The sequence below is a fragment of the Brevibacillus brevis genome (assembly GCF_001039275.2).
GTDB classification, from domain to species: Bacteria; Bacillota; Bacilli; order Brevibacillales; family Brevibacillaceae; genus Brevibacillus; species Brevibacillus brevis_C.
In genome coordinates this window covers 4,247,008-4,266,529 of the sequence record NZ_CP030117.1, presented here as the reverse complement: position 1 = coordinate 4,266,529, position 19,522 = coordinate 4,247,008, and the positions used below count along the sequence as shown (strand labels likewise).

Here is a 19,522-nt window from a genome sequence, read left to right as displayed (position 1 = left end):
TCCCTTTCTCGGTTTCAAGGCTGTAAAAGCTAGCATTTGCCTTGAAACGGAATACACGTATCGGTATCGGGACAAAACCCCGGATTTTCCACACAGAGCGTTTGGGCGTAATCAGGGTCAAACTGAGTGAGGCTTTGGAAATAGCAGGCGATACTATCGTTGCGAGGCGTATTATTCAGTTGAAACGAGAGAGGAAACTTGTTTTTTACATGTTGATAGTAGATGCCTTCCTGGGTAAAAGGAGGCGGATACTTTTGATCGGGGAAGGTAGGGAAAGAGTCGTGAACATTGACAATGCGCAGGCTATTTGGAACGACTTTATTGAAGCGAGAAGCGAAGTGGGGGTCACCAATACGCGGACTGCCATAGGTATAAACGATTGGGTGTCTAAACTGCGTGTTTACCGCAATATCTAAAGCTGCCAGTACAGCCAGTGCGCCACCGTAGTTGTGGCCAGTAATAAACAGCTTTTTTGATGCGGAAAACTGATTTATTTTTCTGAATAATCGATCTCGTGTTGACTGATACAGGCATGTAAATCCACGTGAGGTTTTCCCTGCCTCTGTAACAAAAGGATAGGGAATTTGTAAGATGTCATAGGCTGCCAAAAGGTCTGCCGGATAGGCTGCGTACCCTCTGAAGGCAATGATGATTTCATCTTTTGATTCTGCCACAAAACCATAGATATGTTCAGTTGGATTCTCTACGTCAGCTGAAGCTCGAATCGTGTATCGGAGTTGAAAGCCTTTGGGTAAGATAAGCTCCTCATTAAAATATAATAGATAAGTCTGATAGCTCATGGCCGCAAGGAAAATGGCAGCCTGACTAGTAAACATGTTGTCTTCGTCCGAGAAAACCATGTAGACAAATTCCTTTCCTATTCGAATGTTACTTACCATGAGCCTATGATTTTACGATGGAATGCGTGCTTGTATGAAGAAAATAAAAAGGGGGCGCGTACACGACGCTCCCCATTTACGAAGGTTTTGAGAGGATTTCAATTCCCACATCAATTGTCTTCTCTACTCCCATAAAGGATAGAAATATTTTAGCCCTCTTTTTGTGCTTGTCCACTTTTTTGATAATGCCTTCCAGTCCTTTTAGGGGACCAGATTCTACGATCACCTTTGAATTTTCCAGATATACTTTTGAATAATCGACAACCTCACCGTTGCCCATGAGTTGGAGTATCGGGATGATTTCTTTTTCGTCAATGCTCGAATAATAAACGCCCTCATCTTGCGAATAGTAACTACGGTTATTGACCAAACGAAAACTTATAGGAATTTTTTTAATTTTATGGAACGTATCGTTAGTCATTTCAGTTTTAATAAGTACATATCCAGGAAAAATATTCTTCAGGACATTATACACAATGCCTGATTTTTTCTCAGGAACCAATCTCTTCGGCACAAGGGATTTTAAAGACTCTTCATTAAAATAGAGTTTGAGGTACTTTTGAACGACTTCTTCTTTACCAGAATCTACAAAGATGGCATACCATTTCAAGGTGAGCAATCCTTTCATTATGAAGTGGATTCGAAAGTCTGGAGTGCTTTATGATTTCCAAAAAACGTGTTATTATACTAAATATATCCAATTTTCTTGTATTATGCAATAAATGCAGTAGTCGTAACATTCTGCATAAATTTAAAGAGCTAGCTATATAAGCTTTTTATCGAAAGGAAAATCCCTTAGGGAATTTTAATCGATATTTCGGCACGTTAAAGGAATGTAGGGAGGACATACGGAGAAACAGTAGTGTGTATTTTTATTGACCCACGAACTGGGGAAGCTCTGCCCATTGGCATAGTAGGAGAACGGAAGGCGGAGATTGGATTGCATGTATTTCCACAGATCTCTACGAAAGAATTCGTTGTAAAAGGCACGGATAGAGAGTTTCGTGCAAGTTTGTGCTTGGGCTGCTTTTCTGCTCCCGCTGATTTTTTTAAAATGGTAAAATTCCTGCATCCAAAAGAATTCGAGTACTATTTTCATCTGGAGTTTGAGCGGAGAGTAAAAAGCTACCTGACAGGGAGATATGTCGCCAAAAGAGCCGTTTCGGTTTTGACTGGAGAAGACAGCTTAGAGCGAATATGTATTGAACAGGGCATTTTTCATCACCCTGTCGTGAACCTACCGAATACAACCAATGTCCAAGTGAGTATCACCCACTGTGACGATCTTGCCGCAGCCATTGCTTTTTCGGAAGAGCTACCGATGGGAATTGATGTTGAGAGAATTAGCGTTGATAGAAATAAAGTTCTGGAGACGCAAATGACAGTGAAAGAGGGCAATTTATTTTCATGCTTGCCTTATTCCTATGAAACGACTCTCACTCTTTTCTGGACAGTCAAGGAAGCGTTATCCAAAATTTTGAAGACAGCCCTAACAACTTCTTTTCATATCTATGAAATAAGCCAAGTGGTGGCAAAGGATGGGGTTGTTTATAGTCTTTTTGATAACTTTCCCCAATACCGTACTGCATCTTTTATCCTTGGCGACTATGTGTGTTCGATCACCTACCCGAAAAAGACTGAGTGGAATGTTGCTGTAGTAAAGGATGAACTTCAGGAGATAGAACCACCCATGACAAATCGCTTATGAATTCCCCACAAGCGGTCAAATGACCAGGCTGTGGGGAGTTTTCTTTATAAAAACCTTTCATATATAAAAGGGGGGCACCATACATGGAAAAGCCTGTTGTGTTTCTGTTTTCTGGACAGGGGTCTCAGTACGATCAGAGGGGGAAAGACCTTTTTGATCAGAATCCGGTATTTCGCAAATGGATGCTTAGGTTAGATGAAAAGGTACATTCCATTGGAACTCCTGAAGTTGCTGCGGTCGCTTTCATGCTTGGGGCGGATTATTTGCCATTAGCTTGTATGGCTCGGTTATGCCAATCGTGATGAAAATACCTTTGCACAGGAAGATCAATTCGATATCCAGCGACCTAATAGCAATAAGCAGTTATCATTTGGAAAGGGCTGCCACCTATACATGGGCGCACCATTATCCAGACTGGAGGCAAAGGTGATACTAACAGAAATGATCAGGTGCTATTCTGACATCTCAATCGGTGGATTTGACTGCTTTTTTTATCGAAAAGCATAGCTCCTAACCGAATGGTTGCGACAGGTTTGGCTTTCCTAGAAAACAAAAAAGTAAGGAAAATAGAATTCCTTACTTTTCAATACTTATCTTTCCGAATCACTAAATAAACAATCAACCCAATAATCGGAAAAAACAATAACGCAATAAGCACAATGATGGAGAACTCCTTGCTATTCCCACGTCTCCTCGCATCACGGTATGCCCAAATACTGATGACAATATTAATCACGTTTAAAAATAAGATGAGAAGGAGCGGGAGGAACACAAAAAAGGTAGAGGGAGCATCGCCTACTTGAACCAAAGGATCACCTGCTTTTGAATGTTTTCAAGACTTTCCCAATTATATATAAAGATGAGAGAATTGTGTAATGGATTTATTCTATGCCTATAAAAATTGGTATAATTGGAATGTATTATTTCAACTTCTTACCATCCTTGGAGGCGCTTAACCATTGAGAAAAGCTTCGAACAAAATATGTCGATGCTCTGCATGGTCGCTTTGATAGCTGGATGTCAACAGGAAACGACCAAACCGATCACATCGGAGAACACCGGAAAAACAACAGAGACCATAGCAAAACCAAGCCCTACTCCATCCGTTACACCAAATCAAGAAACAGGGAAAGAACCAACACCTGAACCGATTCCAGCCTCTAGTCCAAACACAACAGCACCTACCAACCAACCAGTGGAAGAACAACAAAAAGAACCTCTGTCTCCTTATCAAGTACTCAATAAAATCCGTGAAATAGAAAAAGTGAAAGGGGGAACCTATCAGGGGGCGTGGAAAGAGGATGAATACACATTTTACCTACCCGACAAGGACGGGGATCGCGGAAATGCCCGCTACTATGAACCTTCGACTCACCATGTAAAAGTACTTGGAGAAGATGGCTTGAAGTATTTCTATCATCTTTTTGATCCCGCTACTTATCCACAGCCAACCTTGGAGGCTGAAAGTATACAGGTGAGTCCGGAAACATGGCAGCAAATGGACAAGATCGAGCAGAAGCTGTATACAAGCGAAGATACATTTCACGCCAAATGGTCGCCGAACTTTCAAGCAGTCGCCTATTATAAGGGAACTACTGAAGATGGTCAGGCATACATTTGGAAGGTTGGCAACGATTCTCCCTCCCCAATAAAAGAGGCTGTCATCGACCGCTATTTCTTTACATGGTCTCCCGATTCTGCGTATCTCTTATTGGATACAGGAACGAGCAGACATCGCGGCGGACAAATCTATCAGGTAGCAACCGATAAAATGAGTGAGCCTTTCTCGTATATTTACCAATTCCGTTTCTCACCAGATTCGAAATGGGCAGCTTTTTCTTTATTAAGTGGGAGAGTTGCTAAAGAAAAATACGGGATGGAAGACGAAGAGACAGAAGACATGTGGCTGTATGATTTGGCTACCATGAAGCAGAAAAAGCTGCTTCAAGCCGATGATCACACGGACTACTTCCCACTCGAATGGAAGAGTGAAACCGAACTCCTATACCAGAAAAAAGATTATCAGAAGAATACGGAAGAAGAGTTAACGGTGACGATTCCTCAGAAGTAGGAACCCAAAACCCTCTATGTGATGTAGAGGGTTTTGGCTATGTTTTGGAAGGAAACTTCCCCCGAACCTCCTCTAAAAAAGCCTGCACCGCCGGGGCCAAATAACGACTTTTCATATACGCCAAATAAACCGTCCGTTCCAACGCAGGCGAATCAATCGTTTTCCGAACAAGCGAAGCATCTGTTGATCCAGACAAATAGTTCTCCGGAATAATCGTTACCCCCAGATTCTCCCTCACTAGCGTTAACGCAGTTTCAAATCGCTCAATCTCAAATTTGATTTGGGGGTGGACTTGTTCAAACGAAAAGGCGGTTAAAATATCCTCCCTCGTCTGAAATCCCTCTGTACTAATGATGAATGGCTCACTAGTCAAATCTTTCAACCGAACCGAATCCTTTTCCGCCAATGGATGATCTTTGTGTAGCACCAGCATTAACCGCTCATCATACAGGGGAAATGATTCGATATCTTCTTCATCGATAAATTGGTTGGTTATGAGTAAATGCGTATGATACTTCCGCAGTGATTCTTTGACAGCTTTCCCGCTCAGCACCTCGATTAGCTTGATGTTAATAGAGGGAAAACGCCCCTGATATCCGCGAATGACTTTTGGAATCCAGTGCTTCACGGACTCAATGATGCCAATGATGAGATCTCCGCTGCCAGTCAGCTTTACTTCTTCCATCTCTTTTTTCAACATGTTCATTTGGAAAAGAAGCAGCAACGATTTCTGATACAAAATTTTACCAGCATCCGTTAATTCCATTTTTCTTGTGTTTCTCTCGAGCAGTGGAGAGCCGACTTCTTGCTCCAGATTTTTGATCGCGTTACTTAAGGAAGGCTGTGAAATATGCAGTTTTTGTGCGGCTTTGGAGTAGCTCAACTGATCGCAAACTGTCACAAAATAGTGCAAATGTTTGATGTCCAACTGGATCGCCTGCCTCTATTTATAGCTTGAAGCTATCAATTTATTTAAATTATATATTAGAAATAATAAGTTTGTCATTATATAATCAATAAACAAAAGGTTCAGAAAGGATGAATAGCTTGCCAAAGAGTATATCAGCAGATTTGTGGACCGGCCGGACTGACCATACGGAGAGACGAAGCAGTTTTCGCTATCATCAGATTGTAGAAATAACGGACTTGGATACATTGCAAGTTGCCAAGGATCGCACAGTCGCTATCATTGGGTTTGAATGTGAAGAGGGAGTGAGGCGTAATCAAGGACGATTAGGTGCAGGCAAAGCTCCAAACACAATTCGGCAAGCGCTTGCAAGCCTTCCTTGGAAGGTGGAGGAAGGAAAACGGATTGTTGATGTGGGGAATGTTGCTTGTCCAAACGAAGAGCTAGAAGCTGCCCAGGAAGAGTTGGGTAATGCCGTCTCTGCCATCTTTTCCAAAGCCATGACGCCCATTATTTTAGGTGGAGGCCATGAGACATTGTATGGACATTACGTCGGTGTCCGAAAGCATATTGGAAAAGAGGCTTCTCTGGGCATTATCAATATTGACGCTCATTTCGATTTGCGATCCTATGAAGTTCAGCCTTCATCGGGGACGATGTTTCGGCAAATACTAGAACATGACAAAAACAGTAGCTATTTTGTGTTAGGGATTCAGCGTTTCGGAAATACGCAGGAGCTATTTGATAAAGCAGATGAGCTCGGTGTCCGTTATGTGTATGAAGAAGAGATGACAGACGCACGAATGGATGAAATTACTTTATCTGTAAGCGAATTCATCGAAAAACACGATCATGTCATGCTAACGCTATGTACGGACGTTTTAAACGCAGCTTTTGCACCGGGAGTAAGTGCTCCATCTCCTTTTGGCTTAACACCAATGGTTGTCCGCACTTTGATACGTATCGTTGCCGCTCATAAGAAAACGCTTTCTTTTGATATTTGTGAAGTGAACCCGATCTTAGATGAAAACGGCAGAACAGTAAAGTTAGGTGCTTACTTGACGAATGAAGCCATCATGGGATTACTAGAGAACAACTAAGGGGAGACAACTATGACGTTAGCACTTAATCAAGTAACGACGATTTTTCTCGCAGTAGCACTTCTCGTATTAGGTACATTCCTCGTAAAAAAGGCTAGTTTCTTGCAAAAGTTTTGTATCCCGGCACCAGTTGTTGGGGGCTTGTTGTTCGCTATCATTGCAACGGCTTTGAAAGCGACCGGAATTTTACAAATTACATTGGATACTTCCTTGCAAAGCTTGTTCATGCTCACGTTCTTTACTACTGTTGGATTGGGAGCGAGCTTTAAGCTGATCAAGCTTGGTGGTAAGCTGCTCGTTATTTACTGGATCGCCTGTGGATTTCTGGCTTTGGCACAAAACGTAATCGGTGTGTCTTTGGCTTCCGTGTTCGGCATTCATCCATTGATCGGAATGATGGCAGGGGCTGTTTCCATGGAAGGTGGACATGGAGCTGCTGGCGCTTTTGGACAAACGCTTGAGGATATGGGCATTCAATCTGCGTTGGCGATTGGGATCGCAGCAGCTACTTTTGGCCTTGTAGCAGGGGGCTTGGTTGGCGGACCGACTGTGAAATATTTAGTTGCCAAATACGATCTGAAGCCGACGGAAACCGAAGAAGTAGTAGAGACAGTAGAAGAAAAAGGACAACCGATTCACTCGAATACCTTCTTCATCCAAGTCCTGTTGATTACATTCTGTATGGCATTGGGAACGTATTTGGGAGAGTTGTTCTCGACTGCAACCGGATTTGTTTTGCCAGGTTATGTGGGAGCGATGTTTGTAGCGGTGATTGTTCGTAACATCGTAGATAAGCTCAGTCCAAAGGCAATCGACATGAAGAGTATTAACCTGATCAGTGACGTTACGCTAGGAATTTTCCTGTCCATGGCACTGATGAGCATCAAGCTGTGGGAAGTTGCCGATCTTGCGCTTCCAATGCTCGTGATCGTCTTTGTTCAAGTAGTATTCATCGTTTTGTTTGGCATTTTCGTCCTGTTCCGTTTGCTTGGCAAAAACTACGACGCCGCAGTCATGGTGGCAGGCTTTACAGGACATGGTCTGGGGGCTACTCCAAACGCAATGGCGAATATGGCGGCAGTAACGGGAAGATTTGGTCCTTCGCGAAAAGCATACCTGGTCGTTCCAATCGTAGGTGCCTTCCTGATTGATGTGTTCGCGATGCCGATCATTATTACCACGATTAATTTGTTTAAATAAAGACGATTCAAAAATCCCTTCATGCTGGAGATAGTCTAGCTGGAGGGATTTTTTGTGCTTACATTCACTTCTGAATGCTCTCTATGGCTTAGTGTTTTACAAATAATAGAAAGAAAAGGAAATGATTTCTTGACTGTTCGTGTTGTGTTCGTATATATTTAAACAAGAACGTGTGTTCTTGTTTTTAAGGAGCTTTGCAAAGATAATCTCACCCAAAAATATGTATTTCAGGGGGGAGATGTGGAATGCTGGCTTGGCTAGAGACAGCAGGAAGGGGATGAAAAGGGGCAGCAACTCTTAAGTAAATTTGAGGCACTGATGCAGAGAGTCAAGGTTTGCACAAGTAGATGCTAATGGATAAAAAATTTAGTTTTTTTTGCGAAAATTGTAACGTATTGTCATTTCTTGCGTATTAATTGGCAGAAACAAACAAAAAGCGGAAAATGTGGAGGGAAGAAGAATGAGAGAACTTCATGCTGATGTGGTAATCATTGGGGGAGGTACTGGTGGCTGCGCAGCAGCACTGGCAGCAGCAAAATCAGGAAAATCAGTCATTATGACGGAAGAAACCGACTGGATTGGCGGTCAATTTACGAGCCAAGCGGTACCGCCAGATGAGCATCCATGGATTGAACAGTTTGGTTGCACGCGAAGCTATCGCACATTCCGTGACAGCGTGCGTGACTATTACCGTAACCATTATCCAATGACGGCAGAAGCACGTGTCATCCCAAATCTTGACCCTGGTAACGGTTCCGTAAGTCGCCTATGCCACGAACCAAAAGTAGCGCTCGCTGTTTTTTATCAGATGCTTGCTCCTTATATTAATAGTGGTAGACTTACTATTCTGACGAATCACAAGCTGCATGCCGTTCGCATGGCTGGCGATAACGTACTGTCGATCACAGTTGAAGATCGGAAGCATCATGATTTTCATGAACTGGTAGCACCTTATTTCTTGGATGCGACAGAATGTGGAGATGTACTCCCGCAAGCCGGCGTAGAATACGTACTTGGCGCTGAATCAGTCGATCAAACAGGAGAGCCAAATGCTGTTGTCGGGCCGCCGCAGCCAAATGATATTCAGGCGTTTACGTATGTCTTTGCCATGGACTATTTGGAGGGAGAAGATCATACGATTGCCAAGCCGGAAACGTATGACTTCTGGCGAAACTACAAAGCAGATTTCTGGCCGGACAAGCTGCTCAGCTGGACAGGCTCCAATCCACGAAATACTGCTGAATCAGTACGATATGAGCTATTCCCAGGTACTAAATATTTCCCGCTCTTCACGTATCGTCAGGTTGCTGACCCGAAAAACTTCCAAACCGGTTTGTACAAGAGTGGCGTATCGCTCGTAAACTGGCCGCAAAATGATTACTGGCTGGGCTCGATCATTGATGTGCCAGAGGAAGAGCGTCAGCGTCACCTCTACGGTGGTAAACAACTGAGTCTCTCCCTTCTGTATTGGATGCAAACAGAGGCTCCTCGCCCAGATGGTGGACAAGGGTATCCAGGACTGCGCCTGCGCAAGGATGTAGTGGGAACAGAGGATGGACTGGCGATGTATCCGTATATTCGCGAATCCCGCCGGATCAAAGCCGAATTCACCGTATTGGAGCAACATGTGAGTGCATTTGTCCGCAATACAGGCAAAGCAGAAGCCTTCCATGATTCCGTTGGGGTCGGCAGCTACCGAATCGACCTGCATCCAAGCACTGCAAACCGCAATTACGTCGATGTGTCTACCTATCCGTTCCAAATTCCGTTGGGCAGCTTAATCCCTGTGCGTGTAAATAACCTGCTGCCAGCGGGCAAAAATCTTGGGGTTACCCATATTACAAATGGATGCTTCCGTCTCCACCCAGTAGAGTGGAACGTCGGTGAAGTAGTTGGTTATTTGACAGCGTATTGCTTACAATATGGCCTGACTCCACGCGCTGTCCGAAATACTCCTGATGAGCTGAAAAAGTTCCAAGCGTTCTTGTACGCGGAAGGCGTAGAGTACTTCTGGCCAACCATGTACGCAGTGTAAGAAGTTAGACGATCTGGTTGCCTGAGTTCGGGATTTCACCGAACTCAGTTTTTTTTATGATGAGAGAAAGATCAACCAACTTCAAGGCAACGGAGTGACACGAGGGGGCTTTCGATAAGCAAGCCGCAAGATTTCCTCGACAGTTTCCTGAGGTGTCTGCTCGGAAGAATCGATCCACATGCCGAGCTTTGGCGTTTCGGTCTGCAAGATTTTATTGAGGTGGGGAATCGTCCAAGCCCCATACCCTGTTTTGGAACGGGAAGCTTCTCTCTCTTCAATCGTTTTTTCATTAGGCGTGAGTACGACAACATAAAACGGACGATTCCGAATCATTTCAACAAATTCACCCAAAAAGGGGCCGATCACAACATCCTGTACAACGACATTAAATCCTTCTTCAAAAAAAGTGTCTGCCGTAGAGGCTGCTATTTTGTAGCGCAACCGTAATTGACGAATGGCTTCTTCTGACGGTTCAGGCATATATTCTTCTCTGCCATTTACAATCATTCGTCGGAACGAATCACCACGCAGATGAACGCCCCGAGTCAGCTTTTCAGCAAGTAACTGGGCTACTGTTGATTTTCCAGAAGCCATAATCCCCGTAACGAGAAAAATAGATCTGTCTGGAGCGTAAAGATTGGCATTCTCTTGCAACATCATCATCCCACCTTACTCATGCGATTTTATGTGAATTCTTATGTGGTAATCCTTGGATAATTCTCGTATTTTAAAATCATAACATGGCGGTCATTGTAACGCGATTAAGAAAATGAGGGGATACTTTATCATGATAGGTCCTATTTTTTTGCGTGGGGAATTAATAGAGAAATTTCGGGAGCATCTATTGAATGTGTCATATCATCAGGTCATTCATCAAGGAATAAGCTGCGTTGACAACGAAATGAAGAAGGTAAGCACGGATGATGTACATGAGATCATCAATCAATTTGTACATGCGCGTTTCCCTATTGTTTGTTCTGCTGGGAGTAAAAGCTCCATACCATTTTGGGACTACCATCTCGCCTTACAATATGACGAGGATAAGAGAACAGCTATCATCTGTGAGCTACTCGTGCGTGAACCAAATCAGGATCATTGTAGAAAAGCGTTACTCATGGCTTATTATTTATTGGTGAATCCGAAGATGGGCGTAGAAAGGATACAAGCCCCCATGAATCTGTCCAATTTGGCTGATTGCAAAGAATTTGAAGCTATCTGCATGGAGTTCGTTCCTCAGCAAAACATGACATATTTGTCTTAGAAGAACAATCACACATGGAGGTGCCAAGGTATGGTGAACTTGATCAAAATCAGAGCGAGTGTATTTATCCCCTTGTCATGGACGGAACCGAGGACTGATCCGCAAACAGGAAAAATCATTCAATTCGAAGGCGATTCACGTGAATTTACCCCGTATGCTGTTAACGCCATGCGGTCCAGAGTCGAGCAAGAGGTTGTCGTAGACTTTATGAAAAAAGAAATGTTTACTTATCAGAACACGGGAATCACAACAGAGAAGATCACGAATCCAGATGGCTCGATTCATTTGCGAAATGGAAAAGCGAGTACTGAGGGTATTCTGTGCAGGAACATGGTATGGAAATCGGATGAAGAAGTGAGCTTTGAAATGAGCGCAAGTGCGAGCAATCCCCTGAATGACCATGCGCCTCCAGTTGACTACTTATTATCGGTAACGGCGAAAAGGGATGGTTTTGTACAGATCGAAGGAGCGCATGATGGCTTCCCTTGCTTTGAATTTTATAAGCAAGCAGATTTTGGGCCGTTTGAAACGATTTATACTCATGATTTCCGCGAAACAGGTGATACTCTGGCAGCACTGGCTGGAGAGATGGAATATCACTTTCGTAAGATACTGTAGACAGACTGCTGCGATCGTTCTGGTCCTCGGAAAGAGGAGGAGCAACGCACAAGCAAGTTCAGCAATTCGAGATATTGCTTCTTTTGATCATAAACCATATCATTCACAAGATGATGAAAGGGAGCAGGCATCAAACATCTCCCATCCTACGTTTGCGAGGAGGTTCTTATCGTGAGGAATCCGACTATGTTCAATCAATTCCCACTCATCGAAACAGACAGATTGATTCTTCGACGGCCTGATCAACAAGACATAGAAGATATTTTTGAAGTGTTGTCACATGAAGATGTGGCGAGATATGTAGGGATCGCGAGGTTTCAATCGATAGCAGATGCTGAAAATGAACTTCGATGGTATCGAGACTTGTTTGAACAAAAACAGGGACTCAGATGGGCGGTCACGGATCGTTCCACTGGAAAATTTCTTGGTAGCTGCGGCTACAAAAATTATCATGCTGTACATAACAAAGCGGAGATTGGATATGATCTGAATTTTTTGTGGTGGAATAAGGGGATCATGTCGGAAGCATTGCGGCCCATTATCGCGTACGGGTTTACGGATATGCATCTAAACAGAATAGAAGCAGACGCAGATACCCGAAATACGGCCTCCATCCATTTGCTCCAAAAATTTGGCTTTCAAGTGGAAGGAATCCATCGAGAAACGGAATTTGAAAATGGGATGTACATTGATCTTGTGAAGCTGGCGCTGCTTCGAAAAGAATATGAGTTGAATTCGTAAAAGAATCGTAGTCGATAAGAGGCGGGGGATTGTACGGAATCTTTCATCGTACAGACCCCCGCTCATTTTCTCCCCACCTCTACAGCCACTCGCAAAGCAGATTCAATCGCCCCTTGAATCCAGCCGTGATGTTCATTCGAGGTGTGCTCCCCCGCAAAATAAATTCTTCCTTCCGGCGCACCAATGTAGGGAGTTAATTCCGTCTCCTGCAACGGCTTGAACAAGGCAAAGGCACCAGCAGCATGAGGCTGCAATGCCCAATTATGTGTGATCCCCGTAACGAAGGTAGTGTACACCTGCTCCCCATGAATGCTAGCCAGATGCTTTACGGCTTGCATCACTTGTTCTTCTTTCGACATGCTGAGCCACGGAAGGTCATCATCCTCCCATGTGTAACTGACCAATACGACACCCCCAGGCTGATCAAACCCGTGGTTGGGAAAGTAGGAGAGGCGAATAGGCGTATCCGTTACGGTTTGTCCGTGCCTTATTCCCTGTGCTTCCCAGAAGCGCTGAGAAAACTGGATGCCTATTTTGGATGAGGAAACATAGTGGAGTTGACGAATGGCTTTCCATTTTTGATAGGAAAACAGATCGTACGGTTCAACCTGAACAAACTGCAAAACGGTAAAAGGGATGGTAATAATCGCAATGTCACCGGTCATCTGGAACAGTTCGTCTGTGTCGGTACGTACGCCAGAAATGGTAATTTGATTTCCCGTCTGGACGATTCGCGTCATTTTATGCCGGAAGTATATATTGTCCTGTAATATGGGGAGAAATGCCTGTGGTAGCTGGTCAAATCCCCCTGCTATTTCGTAAAAACGTGTAGAAGGATCGAACAGGATGAAGTCTCGTAAAATTTCGGGAAAGGCGAGCTCAGGGAATCCCTCGAAGCCAGTCATGACCTTGATCATATCGATAGCGGGGGCGGATAAGGAAGGGCCAACAGGATTGAAGCGCAAAAATTGATCCATGGAAAAACGATCATATTTTTGAACAATGATGGGCCAGTTCGTCGCAGGATTGAGTTTGATGAAGTCAATGACAGGACGAATGGCTTGCCCGGCTAATTCATGGAAAGTACGGCCTTTTTCATGTGGCGCTACAGGGAAGCGGAGGATGCCGGGATCGCGTTGATAGATCCAACGCCTTGTTTTGATGCCATTTATTGAGATGATGTCGTTCGGAGAGTTGTTGATAAATGGATGAAGGGGAAGGGAGAATTTCTTCACGTATGCCAGGGTAAGTTCGTGCGTGTGAGGAATACGCATGGCGCCAGCTTCTAGATAATGGCCGTGGGTAAAAGGAGAGCGCAATGTGTAAACTCTGCCGCCTATCCTGTCCGCAGCTTCCAAAATCGTTACGTTGTGTCCCGCTGCTTTTAGCAAGGAGGCAGAAACAAGACCAGCAATCCCCGCCCCGATGATGATGATATTGAGGGGAGAGTGCGTTCGTGGGAGACCATTGCGAATAATGGACAGCATGTCAGGTTGTGTTAAGGAGAAGGAGGGATTATCCATCAAACGTCCCCTTTCCATTATTTTCCGGTACTATAATCCTATTCCGTGGATGACCCAGGTATGCGTTGAGTAAGCCGATCATACAGGACCCTACCATTTTCATCCAAGAAATGATAGGATGGAGAAAAGGGGAACAAATGATCGGAGGGGTTTGCATGTTACCAGCGAATGTTATCTGGAAACCAACGACAGGTGTCGGATATGAGCACTTGAGAATACGGGAGGGCTCGAACCGAATTCACGTAAATAGCATGGTGATCAGGAGGCTGGATGACGCCACCCTAACAAGAATACAATATGAAATTGTCCTTGATTCAAATTGGGTCACGCGAGAGGTTTCACTAGCAATCATGGGTGAAGAAGGAGCTTTGCATCTCTCATCGGATGGCAAGGGAAATTGGACGAACGAGGTGGGTGAGCCCATTCCCGAGCTCTTTGGCTGTATCGATATCGATATTTCTTGTACGCCTTTCACGAATACACTGCCGATCCGCCGTTTGTCGTATTCTCCAGGGGAGCCACAGTCTATCCAAGTAGCCTATTTCTCAGCCCATGAGCTGACGTACAGACAAGTGCAACAGCAATATACATTGCTCGAAAGCAATGGGGGCTCTTCTGTCTATCAATACCGGGCAGGAACATTCGTGGAGAATATCACGGTCGATACAAGTGGGTTGGTTCTGAACTATCCAGACCTGTTTATTCGTGAGCAGGTGTAGGGAGCAAGGAGTGATTGTCGAGCATGGCTGAAAGGTTTATTGCGGGGATACTGGCCAGTTTTTTATTTACATTTGGGATTGCACTTCTGTATTTTCAGGATCGATCCTCAGTTCTTCTCGTTGCGATGTTTACGTTCCCGACGGTGTTTTTGTTAGGGATTCCGCAATCTCTCGCCATTGATTGGGTCATGAAGCGATTACCATGGAACAAGGGAAGTCTCCTTTTCCTACTAGAAACGCTACTGTACATCGTGGCTGGAATCATTGCAACCATGATGCTTTTCTTAATCGTTACGCATACCTTTAAGCTGCTTCTCAAGTTTTATGTCCTGGGTGTAGCTGCATCTTTGCTTTATTTTGTTTGTCTGCGTTTCTTAAGGCGTAAAAAGAAAGCCCTGCATGTAGTATAAGGAAGGGAGTGAATGCCATGAGTGAATGGGTACAAGTCGTGTCAGGCAACATTTTGGAAGCTACGGAAAATATCATCGTGCAGCAGGTCAACTGCATGGGTGTGATGGGAGCAGGGCTTGCCAAGCAAATAAGAGCCAAATACCCAAGCGTTTATACAGAATACAAACGGCATTGCGAGCAGTATGCGGATGCACGGGGAGACCTCCTTGGACAAGTACAGCTTTGCCAGGTTGGGGAAGGGAAGTACATGGCCAACCTTTTCGCACAGCTCGGTTATGGAAAAAAAGGAGTGTACACGAAATATGACATGCTGCAAAAAGGGTTGGAAGAAGTTCTCTCCCTCGCGAAAAAAGAAAATCTGACCATTGCCATTCCATACGGGATTGGCTGCGGTTTAGCAGGCGGGGACTGGGATGTGGTAAGAAAACAGCTTGACGATATTTTTGATGGGTATGGCGTGAAGGTGTACAAATTCGAAGCGGATTGACGGCAGAGGATCACATGCGCTATAGTGGAGAGAACCATATCTAGGGAGAGATGTTGATGTCGGCGGTCGTTCTTAACTAAAGCAATTCCATATGAAAGGTCTTGATTCATCATTCGAAAATTTTGCCATGAAGCAAAGTTTTTTTGTGCTGGGTGATAATCGGCCTTGGAATTAGTTAAGAACAACGGATATCATACAATGCCTTAGGTGAAAACCCTATCATTGCGCCCAAAATCCGTGCTGTGTTCAGCGCGGTTTTTTATTTGGTTGCGTTTTGTTTAGGTATCCCAAAAAAAGGGCGGAGAATGACATTTGTTCATTCTTCGCCCTTTTTTATTTTTCATAAAAAAGGAGAAATCAGTCATGAATGAAAAAGCATTACAGCGTCTCGAATACGACAAAATCAAAGAAAAGGTAATGGAATACGCTTTATCGTACGCAGGGAAAAAGCATGTAGAACAAATGATGCCGCTGGACTCTGTCAAAGTAGTGCGAAGCAAGTTGGACGAAACAGCAGAAGCCAAGAACATCCTGCAAAATGGAGCTAGTGTACCGATTCCTGCGCTGGAAGGGATGGAGAAGATCCTTTCTCTCTTGGGGACGGGATATGTATTTGGGGTAAACGATTTTACAAATCTGTACCTGTTCCTTACGAGTTGCGCACAGCTCATGAAGTACATGGCGACAAAAGCACAATTGGCGCCACGCGTAAGCAGCTATGCAGCATCGATGTACGACGCCACAAAATTGAAGAACGAAATTGAACAATGCATTCGTCATGGGCAAGTTGTCGATTCCGCCAGCAAAGACCTGTTGAAGGTGCGTAAACGGATTATCGTATTTGAAGAGCGCCTGAAAAGACAACTGGATTCCATCATGAACAAATATCGTTCGATCATGCAAGAAAATGTCATTAGTACACGCAATGGACGTTATGTCATCCCTATCAAAAAAGAGCATCGCAAGCAAGTGGCTGGTAGTGTTTTAGATGAATCGGCGAGCGGTCAAACCGTCTATATGGAACCGACGGAGATCAGCACCGTACAGTATGAACTCACAGCACTCAAGGCAGAGGAAGAACGCGAAGTAACCAAAGTACTGATGCAATTATCCGCGTTCGCAGAAGAATATACGCATGAACTCACCGTGAATGTCGAGACTGTTGGGATGTATGACTTCCTTTTCGCGAAAGCGAAGTACGCATTGGCAATCGGAGGTGCGAATGTCGAACTAAACGAAAAAGGGATCATCGATGTCAAAGAAGCACGGCATCCGCTACTCGGTCCGAAAATGGTGCCGCTGCATATGAAGATTGGTCGAGAATACAAATCGCTTATTATTACAGGGCCCAATACAGGCGGGAAAACATTGACGTTGAAAACCATCGGGCTTTTAACCATGATGGTGCAGTCGGGTTTGCTCGTACCTGTACAGGAAGGCAGTCGCTTTGCTATTTTCCGCAGCATCGCGGTAGATATTGGGGATGGTCAAAGCATCGAGCAAGCGTTAAGCACGTTTTCCGCGCATATTCATAATGTCCTGGAAATCTTACAAATCACTGATGCCTCGACCCTTGTTCTGATTGATGAGATGGCTACCGGTACAGATCCAGGAGAAGGTGTCGCCCTGTCGATTGCAATTTTGGAGGAGCTGCACCGAAGAGGCGCGACGGTGATTGTGAATACACATTTCAACGAAATCAAAAATTTTGCCTCCGCAACTGCCGGGTTCCAAAATGCACGAATGGAATTCGACGAGGAGACCTTGCAGCCACTGTATCGTTTGCGAATCGGAGAAGCTGGCCAGAGCTACGCATTTCTGATCGCACTGAAGCTGGGTATCCCGTCTGAGATGATTCAGCGTTCACGGGAAATTACTCGGAATGGATTCACAACTACGACTTCCACTGCAGAAAGGCTGGAACAATACCAAGCCGTCGAGCAGGAAGAGAATGAGGCTCCTCAATACGTGGAGACACGGGTAATAGAAAAGTCGGAAGAAGTGGAAGTGGCAGTAGAAGGAGAAGCGGAGAGGCGTGAGCAACCTTCACAGGGGATCTCCGAAAAAGCAGCAGATACACCAGCCACGCCTGAGCGAGACAAACCATTTGCTGTTGGTGATTGTGTATTCATTTCCTATCTGGGGAGAACCGGCATTGTGTTTGCTGCGGAGGACTCCAAAGGTATCGTTGGCGTCATGATTCAAAATCAGAAATATAAAATCAACAGAAAGCGCCTCGCCTTGCATATTGAGGGCAAAGAACTGTATCCGGCCGATTATGACATGGACATCGTTTTCGAGACAAAAGAGAACCGGAAGAAGCGTAAAATGATGAGTCGCAAGCATGTCGAAGGATTATCGATCGAGACGAAGCGGGAGGAGTGATGAGTATAGGCAAAAAGCCGATTTTCTCTAAGAGAGAATCGGCTTTTTGGTGTTGATTGGAATCATGATTTACTCACACTTTTCTCTTTTCCCTCGATGTAGGGCTGTACGGAAGCTACTTCCACAGCCGCAGGTTGCGATTGCATTCGGGTTTTGGATCGTAAATCCACCCATCATTCCAGTCTCTTTGTAATCGATTTCGACGCCATCGACATACGGATAGCTTTCCGGATTGACGACCAGCTTCACACCATCCATCTCAATTGTGGTGTCGCCTTCTTGATATGTATCATCAAAACCGAGTCCGTAGGTCATTCCGGAGCACCCTCCGTCCTTCACCCCAAAACGAATGAAGAGAGAAGAGCTTTCTTGTTCGAGCATATGTTGAATGCGAGTGACGGCAGCTTCGCTAATTTGAATCATCGTAAGACCTCCCTTTTTATGCTTACTGTTCACCAACGATCACAACCTCAGGTACAAGGAGAATCCCTGATTGGCTGTGAACCTTTTCCTGAATCTGTTTCATGAGTGTCGATACATCAAGTGCGGTGGCAGTACCGGTATTCATAATAAAATTGGCATGTTTGCTCGATACTTCCGCGCCTCCGTACCGCATGCCCTTTAGGCCTGCATCTTCAATGAGCTTTGCGGCAAAATGGCCTGGGGGATTTTTGAATACACTGCCCGCACAGTCAAACGGCAGTGGCTGTGTTTTTAAACGTTTTTCTTTATACATGTTCCACTGAAGCTTGATGCTTTCGCTGTCGCACGGAGTCAGCTCCAAAACGGCTTCCGTGATAATGACATCAGTCTCTTGCAAGGAAGAGTAGCGATAAGAAAAATCCAAATCTACAGCACGCAAGGAGCGAATGGCTCCCGTTTGCGTGATCACTTCTGCTGAATGGAAAATGTCCGATATATCTGATCCGTTCGCGCCTGCATTCATATACACAGCACCGCCGACAGACCCGGGTATTCCGCCTGCGAACTCCAAGCCACTGAGCCTGTGCTTGTTTGCTAATGCTGCAAGCTTGATCAAGGAGTAGGCGGCCCCTGCGTAAATCTGATTGCCTACGATTCGGGCATAGTCCAAAGCCTTGTTTAATGTAATGACTGCGCCACGATAACCCTTGTCTGTGACTAAAAGGTTGGAGCCCTTTCCCAGCACCATCCATGGGACGTGATGTTCATTCAGTATTTGTAGGACCATGATCAGCTGGGATTTACTGCTCGGCGTAATCAGTAAATCCGCAGGTCCGCCAATTTTCCAGGTAGTATGTGCCGCCAAAGACTCCTGATAAGTCACTTCAACTTGTCGTTCACGGAGAAGGGAGAATACAGGTTTCATTCGTTTCACCTATCCTTCTTGGAAAAAAGCACCTTGCACTACAATCACAGTATAGGCACTATTTTATATATACTCAACTAAAATGTTTAATAAATTACAGTTACGAAGG

22 protein-coding genes are annotated in these 19,522 nt (G+C 44.7%); 14 read left to right on the top strand and 8 right to left on the bottom strand.

What is annotated here, in order from left to right; all coding sequences use genetic code 11:
• Positions 1-29: 29 nt before the first annotated feature.
• Together AB432_RS20550 and loaP are read right to left on the bottom strand one after the other, a co-directional pair.
• Entirely contained in the window at positions 30-860 is an 831-nt protein-coding gene (locus AB432_RS20550) for a lipase family protein (protein ID WP_048033868.1), read from the bottom strand.
• 115 nt (positions 861-975) lie between these two features.
• Complete coding sequence (gene loaP, locus AB432_RS20545; RefSeq protein ID WP_048033867.1) at positions 976-1,509, bottom strand: antiterminator LoaP; 534 nt, start codon at positions 1,507-1,509, stop codon at positions 976-978.
• Between the two features lie 444 nt (positions 1,510-1,953).
• Here loaP and AB432_RS20540 point away from each other — a divergent pair, with 444 nt between their 5' ends.
• The 3 genes from AB432_RS20540 to AB432_RS31430 all read left to right on the top strand — a co-directional run bounded on the left by AB432_RS20540 (position 1,954) and on the right by AB432_RS31430 (position 3,114).
• Positions 1,954-2,607, top strand: a complete 654-nt coding sequence (locus tag AB432_RS20540) for a 4'-phosphopantetheinyl transferase superfamily protein (protein WP_235617514.1) — start codon at positions 1,954-1,956, stop codon at positions 2,605-2,607.
• An 83-nt stretch (positions 2,608-2,690) separates the two neighbouring features.
• Positions 2,691-2,909, top strand: a complete 219-nt coding sequence (locus AB432_RS20535; RefSeq protein ID WP_048033866.1) for an acyltransferase domain-containing protein — start codon at positions 2,691-2,693, stop codon at positions 2,907-2,909.
• A 34-nt stretch (positions 2,910-2,943) separates the two neighbouring features.
• Complete coding sequence (locus tag AB432_RS31430) at positions 2,944-3,114, top strand: hypothetical protein (RefSeq protein ID WP_327378065.1); 171 nt, start codon at positions 2,944-2,946, stop codon at positions 3,112-3,114.
• 76 nt (positions 3,115-3,190) lie between these two features.
• On the opposite strand, the gene AB432_RS20525 is transcribed toward AB432_RS31430, so the two are convergent.
• Positions 3,191-3,415: a PLDc N-terminal domain-containing protein gene (locus tag AB432_RS20525; RefSeq protein WP_048033865.1), complete on the bottom strand. Its 225-nt coding sequence runs from the start codon at positions 3,413-3,415 to the stop codon at positions 3,191-3,193.
• Between the two features lie 189 nt (positions 3,416-3,604).
• Here AB432_RS20525 and AB432_RS20520 point away from each other — a divergent pair, with 189 nt between their 5' ends.
• Entirely contained in the window at positions 3,605-4,678 is a 1,074-nt protein-coding gene (locus AB432_RS20520) for a hypothetical protein (protein ID WP_235617513.1), read from the top strand.
• 37 nt (positions 4,679-4,715) lie between these two features.
• Here the strand turns inward: AB432_RS20520 and AB432_RS20515 are convergent, their stop codons facing one another.
• Positions 4,716-5,606 carry a LysR family transcriptional regulator gene (locus AB432_RS20515; protein WP_048033864.1) on the bottom strand — a complete coding sequence of 297 codons (891 nt, stop codon included), beginning with the start codon at positions 5,604-5,606 and terminating at the stop codon, positions 4,716-4,718.
• A 110-nt stretch (positions 5,607-5,716) separates the two neighbouring features.
• On the opposite strand from AB432_RS20515, the gene hutG reads away from it, so the two are divergent.
• The 3 genes from hutG (at position 5,717) to AB432_RS20500 (ending at position 9,920) form a co-directional block, all read left to right on the top strand.
• Complete coding sequence (gene hutG, locus AB432_RS20510; protein ID WP_048033863.1) at positions 5,717-6,685, top strand: formimidoylglutamase; 969 nt, start codon at positions 5,717-5,719, stop codon at positions 6,683-6,685.
• A 12-nt stretch (positions 6,686-6,697) separates the two neighbouring features.
• Positions 6,698-7,885, top strand: coding sequence for a sodium/glutamate symporter (gene gltS / locus AB432_RS20505; RefSeq protein WP_048033862.1), 1,188 nt, complete (start codon positions 6,698-6,700; stop codon positions 7,883-7,885).
• Positions 7,886-8,345: 460 nt separating this feature from the next.
• Positions 8,346-9,920, top strand: a complete 1,575-nt coding sequence (locus AB432_RS20500; protein WP_048033861.1) for an FAD-dependent oxidoreductase — start codon at positions 8,346-8,348, stop codon at positions 9,918-9,920.
• A gap of 81 nt (positions 9,921-10,001) precedes the next feature.
• On the opposite strand, the gene AB432_RS20495 is transcribed toward AB432_RS20500, so the two are convergent.
• A complete protein-coding gene (locus tag AB432_RS20495) occupies positions 10,002-10,583 on the bottom strand; it encodes an AAA family ATPase (protein ID WP_327375604.1) in 582 nt (193 codons plus the stop codon).
• A gap of 124 nt (positions 10,584-10,707) precedes the next feature.
• Between AB432_RS20495 and AB432_RS20490 the strand changes: the two genes are divergently transcribed.
• The 3 genes from AB432_RS20490 to AB432_RS20480 all read left to right on the top strand — a co-directional run bounded on the left by AB432_RS20490 (position 10,708) and on the right by AB432_RS20480 (position 12,540).
• Positions 10,708-11,181, top strand: coding sequence for a hypothetical protein (locus tag AB432_RS20490; RefSeq protein ID WP_048033859.1), 474 nt, complete (start codon positions 10,708-10,710; stop codon positions 11,179-11,181).
• A gap of 30 nt (positions 11,182-11,211) precedes the next feature.
• Positions 11,212-11,799 carry a DUF3238 domain-containing protein gene (locus AB432_RS20485; RefSeq protein WP_048033858.1) on the top strand — a complete coding sequence of 196 codons (588 nt, stop codon included), beginning with the start codon at positions 11,212-11,214 and terminating at the stop codon, positions 11,797-11,799.
• A gap of 171 nt (positions 11,800-11,970) precedes the next feature.
• The gene (locus AB432_RS20480; protein WP_048033857.1) at positions 11,971-12,540 is read left to right on the top strand and encodes a GNAT family N-acetyltransferase; all 570 of its coding nucleotides are present in this window, start codon (positions 11,971-11,973) and stop codon (positions 12,538-12,540) included.
• 62 nt (positions 12,541-12,602) lie between these two features.
• On the opposite strand, the gene AB432_RS20475 is transcribed toward AB432_RS20480, so the two are convergent.
• On the bottom strand, positions 12,603-14,063 hold the full coding sequence (locus AB432_RS20475; protein ID WP_048033856.1) for a flavin monoamine oxidase family protein: 1,461 nt from the start codon (positions 14,061-14,063) through the stop codon (positions 12,603-12,605).
• Positions 14,064-14,218: 155 nt separating this feature from the next.
• Between AB432_RS20475 and AB432_RS20470 the strand changes: the two genes are divergently transcribed.
• From AB432_RS20470 to AB432_RS20455, 4 genes are all read left to right on the top strand, one after another.
• Positions 14,219-14,782 carry a putative glycolipid-binding domain-containing protein gene (locus AB432_RS20470; protein ID WP_048033855.1) on the top strand — a complete coding sequence of 188 codons (564 nt, stop codon included), beginning with the start codon at positions 14,219-14,221 and terminating at the stop codon, positions 14,780-14,782.
• A 23-nt stretch (positions 14,783-14,805) separates the two neighbouring features.
• Positions 14,806-15,192, top strand: a complete 387-nt coding sequence (locus tag AB432_RS20465) for a hypothetical protein (protein WP_048033854.1) — start codon at positions 14,806-14,808, stop codon at positions 15,190-15,192.
• A 17-nt stretch (positions 15,193-15,209) separates the two neighbouring features.
• A complete protein-coding gene (locus tag AB432_RS20460; RefSeq protein ID WP_048033853.1) occupies positions 15,210-15,680 on the top strand; it encodes a macro domain-containing protein in 471 nt (156 codons plus the stop codon).
• A gap of 363 nt (positions 15,681-16,043) precedes the next feature.
• Positions 16,044-18,065 carry an endonuclease MutS2 gene (locus AB432_RS20455; RefSeq protein WP_048033852.1) on the top strand — a complete coding sequence of 674 codons (2,022 nt, stop codon included), beginning with the start codon at positions 16,044-16,046 and terminating at the stop codon, positions 18,063-18,065.
• Between the two features lie 69 nt (positions 18,066-18,134).
• Here AB432_RS20455 and AB432_RS20450 read toward each other — a convergent pair whose 3' ends face one another.
• Both AB432_RS20450 and murB read right to left on the bottom strand, forming a co-directional pair.
• Complete coding sequence (locus AB432_RS20450; RefSeq protein ID WP_048033851.1) at positions 18,135-18,488, bottom strand: HesB/IscA family protein; 354 nt, start codon at positions 18,486-18,488, stop codon at positions 18,135-18,137.
• A 22-nt stretch (positions 18,489-18,510) separates the two neighbouring features.
• Entirely contained in the window at positions 18,511-19,413 is a 903-nt protein-coding gene (gene murB, locus AB432_RS20445) for a UDP-N-acetylmuramate dehydrogenase (protein ID WP_048033850.1), read from the bottom strand.
• Positions 19,414-19,522: the final 109 nt, after the last annotated feature.

Bases quoted from the DNA above. Each gene is read 5' to 3' on its own strand.
- AB432_RS20550 (WP_048033868.1), bottom strand. From the start codon at position 860: ATGGTTTTCTCGGACGAAGACAACATGTTTACTAGTCAGGCTGCCATT.
- AB432_RS20540 (WP_235617514.1), top strand. From the start codon at position 1,954: ATGGTAAAATTCCTGCATCCAAAAGAATTCGAGTACTATTTTCATCTG.
- AB432_RS20535 (WP_048033866.1), top strand. From the start codon at position 2,691: ATGGAAAAGCCTGTTGTGTTTCTGTTTTCTGGACAGGGGTCTCAGTAC.
- AB432_RS20520 (WP_235617513.1), top strand. From the start codon at position 3,605: ATGGTCGCTTTGATAGCTGGATGTCAACAGGAAACGACCAAACCGATC.
- hutG (WP_048033863.1), top strand. From the start codon at position 5,717: ATGAATAGCTTGCCAAAGAGTATATCAGCAGATTTGTGGACCGGCCGG.
- gltS (WP_048033862.1), top strand. From the start codon at position 6,698: ATGACGTTAGCACTTAATCAAGTAACGACGATTTTTCTCGCAGTAGCA.
- AB432_RS20500 (WP_048033861.1), top strand. From the start codon at position 8,346: ATGAGAGAACTTCATGCTGATGTGGTAATCATTGGGGGAGGTACTGGT.
- AB432_RS20495 (WP_327375604.1), bottom strand. From the start codon at position 10,583: ATGATGATGTTGCAAGAGAATGCCAATCTTTACGCTCCAGACAGATCT.
- AB432_RS20490 (WP_048033859.1), top strand. From the start codon at position 10,708: ATGATAGGTCCTATTTTTTTGCGTGGGGAATTAATAGAGAAATTTCGG.
- AB432_RS20485 (WP_048033858.1), top strand. From the start codon at position 11,212: ATGGTGAACTTGATCAAAATCAGAGCGAGTGTATTTATCCCCTTGTCA.
- AB432_RS20475 (WP_048033856.1), bottom strand. From the start codon at position 14,063: ATGGATAATCCCTCCTTCTCCTTAACACAACCTGACATGCTGTCCATT.
- AB432_RS20470 (WP_048033855.1), top strand. From the start codon at position 14,219: ATGTTACCAGCGAATGTTATCTGGAAACCAACGACAGGTGTCGGATAT.
- AB432_RS20465 (WP_048033854.1), top strand. From the start codon at position 14,806: ATGGCTGAAAGGTTTATTGCGGGGATACTGGCCAGTTTTTTATTTACA.
- AB432_RS20460 (WP_048033853.1), top strand. From the start codon at position 15,210: ATGAGTGAATGGGTACAAGTCGTGTCAGGCAACATTTTGGAAGCTACG.
- AB432_RS20455 (WP_048033852.1), top strand. From the start codon at position 16,044: ATGAATGAAAAAGCATTACAGCGTCTCGAATACGACAAAATCAAAGAA.
- AB432_RS20450 (WP_048033851.1), bottom strand. From the start codon at position 18,488: ATGATTCAAATTAGCGAAGCTGCCGTCACTCGCATTCAACATATGCTC.
- murB (WP_048033850.1), bottom strand. From the start codon at position 19,413: ATGAAACCTGTATTCTCCCTTCTCCGTGAACGACAAGTTGAAGTGACT.